Source organism: Nitrosomonas sp., assembly GCF_043753625.1.
GTDB lineage: Bacteria > Pseudomonadota > Gammaproteobacteria > Burkholderiales > Nitrosomonadaceae > Nitrosomonas.
In genome coordinates, this window is sequence record NZ_JAYUWI010000156.1 from 1 (window position 1) to 2,808 (window position 2,808).

2 protein-coding genes and 1 pseudogene are annotated in these 2,808 nt (G+C 43.9%); 2 read left to right on the plus strand and 1 reads right to left on the minus strand.

Annotation, left to right across the window (positions count from 1 at the left end):
- Positions 1-153: 153 nt before the first annotated feature.
- Both ACH10T_RS12930 and ACH10T_RS12935 read left to right on the plus strand, forming a co-directional pair.
- Positions 154-492, plus strand: a pseudogene (locus tag ACH10T_RS12930) (transposase); the annotation flags it as partial.
- Between the two features lie 399 nt (positions 493-891).
- Entirely contained in the window at positions 892-1,035 is a 144-nt protein-coding gene (locus tag ACH10T_RS12935) for a hypothetical protein (RefSeq protein WP_394809674.1), read from the plus strand.
- 488 nt (positions 1,036-1,523) lie between these two features.
- Here the strand turns inward: ACH10T_RS12935 and ACH10T_RS12940 are convergent, their stop codons facing one another.
- Positions 1,524-2,711, minus strand: a complete 1,188-nt coding sequence (locus tag ACH10T_RS12940) for a glycoside hydrolase (protein ID WP_394809675.1) — start codon at positions 2,709-2,711, stop codon at positions 1,524-1,526.
- Positions 2,712-2,808: the final 97 nt, after the last annotated feature.

Genomic DNA, 2,808 nt, shown 5'->3' on the forward strand with positions numbered 1-2,808 from the left:
ATCAATGGTGCCAATCTCGCCCGCCAACTCTGAAGCACAGATCACAGCGAACCCTGGAATACTGTCAATTAACTGCGCAGCTTGGGATTCTTGCATTAATATCTTGCAACGTAATTCCAATGCTTTTATGTCGTTTTTGAGCGCCAGGATACGCCGGGTTGTATAGTCACTTCCGATGGATTGGGTTGTTTTGCCGGGATTACTGATGCTGGCTGCCAGCACCGGGCAATTGTCGCGGACGGTCGCAAGCCTAAGGATTTTCCAGAATTCAACTGGATCAATACGGTTTTGGGCAACCTCAAAACCAGCCTGGGTGGCGCTTACCATGCATTCGATTTCGCCAAATACGGAACCCGTTACCTCGGTGCATTTGTTTACCGTTTCAACCGGCGCTTCCATCATGAGATGCTTCCTCTACGTCTACTCGTCGCTGCAGTTACTATCGGGCCTCGCCCAGCACGTTGGCTTCGGCTAGCTGAAGAATCTTTCTAATCAGGAAATACGATGGTAGACCACATCAGCAGTAAAGTGGTACCACAAAACTGGACAGGTTGTTAAGCTCTGCTATGGATACTATATAGAGGATCATAATCATGAGCAAGAAACGCGCACAATATTCCAGTTAATTCAAGGCGAAAGTAGCGCTGGCTGCGATACGGGGCGATGAGACTATTCCCCAACTGGCAACACGTTATGGGATACATCCCACACAGATCAATAGCTGAAAACAGCAACTCATTGAACAGGCGACGAGTTGTTTTCCAGAAGCAACAATGCTAACAAAGAGAACGGACAAACCACAAACGATTTACACCGTATCATCGGGCAACTGACGGTGGAACGCGATTTTTTAGTCAGAAAGCTCGATCATTAAGTGCGGCGGAACGCAAGATGATGATTGAGCTTAACGAGAAACTTAGCCAAATTCGCCAGTGCCACTTACTGGGCTTGGCACGCTCGACTTATTTGATCAGCCTCAACCGGCAAGTGATGTTGATTTGGTTTTGCTACGAAAGATGGACGAGCAATACCTAAAAACACCACAATAGGGTTCACGCAGCTACACCACGTGGTTTTTGCGTCAGGGAATACTGATTGGTCGCAGGAAAGCAGCGTCCATGATGAAGACTCTGGATATTATCAGCACAGAGCCCAAGCCCAGAAACAGTATTCCAGGCAAGCAACACCATATATATCCTTACCTCCTGCTCAAAGGTAAGGTTATTTTTCTTTGAAATTCGCCCAAACTACCTATAGATCCAGAACGATTTATCCATGAATCTTTTTGCAGGTAACCACTTGTTCTGTATGTATATAGAAAACACACAAAATCATGAATAATTCATTCCGAAGCAATAATAACAAAATCTTTGTCTAATATCTCAGAAATATTCGTCGCCATAATTCTCAGGCAAACTGTTATTTCCTTAATTGGATTAAGGATTCCCTGGCTGGTGCTATGTAAGCAAGGTGATAAAAACATGGGCATTGTTATCTGTAGTCAGTGGTTTTTGTCCAAATAGCTAGTCGATACAGGAGTTATAGACCTTGGGACAATTCGGATCCAGTCCACCGACAGGATCTCTAGTTTGATTTGATTCGTTCAACATCAACAGAACTTTGGGATAATATCCTGGAGCTCGCGTCCAGAATATATAATTAGCTTTCAGCTTGTCTCGTGCAAAAGTGAGCAGCTCCAAGACGGTTGGCTCACGACCTGTTTTATCCCACCGAGTATTTGCGTAGTTTGACTGCATCACCGAAGGTGTCAGGGGTATGATCCCGGAAAGTTTAGGATAATAGGAATACACTCCGCTTGGAGAGTGTTTATCTCCAGGGTGATTAAGTCCTGGATCTTCGATGAAAGTATCTGGTCCACCTAACCCTGTTCCTATTGCGCTCAAGTTTTCTATAAATGATTTTAGAAACGAACGCGGATAGTTTGTGAACTGGAATGTCATAGTATTGGGGAAGAACTCGCGCATCTTTTTGTTCACTAAAGATAGGTTGCTGTAAAAATCATCTTCCTGAGTACTGGATAGTGTTTTTATTGGTACCCCCATGGAGGTTTCTGTCAAGCCGATACCTTCGAAGTAGGGATGGGAATTAAAGCGCGTTCCCAATGCACTAACTAGAGCAACCAGGCGATCACGTACATTGGAATTCCACAGCTTGATGTTGTGTCCTTTAATAATGGTGCTGCCGCCATTATTAAAAGAGAATATACCTTCGTCGTATATTCCGGCTTTCAAGTACTCTGGAACGGAAGCCATATTAGGATCGAATGCTTTTATTTGCAGCAAAATAATAAGTCTTTTATTTTGCGTGGCAAGTTCGGCAAGATTTTTGTCAATGGAAGTGAAATTATACACACCATAAGATGTTTCCAGCTCTGCCCAAGTATAACGAATTTGCACCCCGCGCAGGGCTGGTGTATTTTTCAGCTCTTTGTATACTTGTGCCATATACTTAGAATTATTTTTACTACCCATAAGGTCATAATAATGACCCGGATGCCATTTGACCGGACCAGATACGGGCGCAGATACGGCGCTGGCAGCGAATGCAGCTATCCAGGCAACTAAAGCCATGCGCATGAAAAATAATGACACAATCAACAGAGTATGGTTTTGTTTAGTCACAGTAGAGGAATTAGTGTTAATCAACAATTTAATGGAATTTTTAGGTTTGCACTCAATGAGCTTGTTCAAACCGTGCTTATCCGGTTAACTCCCAAGGTAGCTAGATGTAGTAGTGGGCCGTGACTTTTTTGTATAAAGTTCAGCATCGGTCGGCGCAGTGACATCA

Bases quoted from the DNA above. Each gene is read 5' to 3' on its own strand.
- ACH10T_RS12935 (WP_394809674.1), top strand. From the start codon at position 892: ATGATGATTGAGCTTAACGAGAAACTTAGCCAAATTCGCCAGTGCCAC.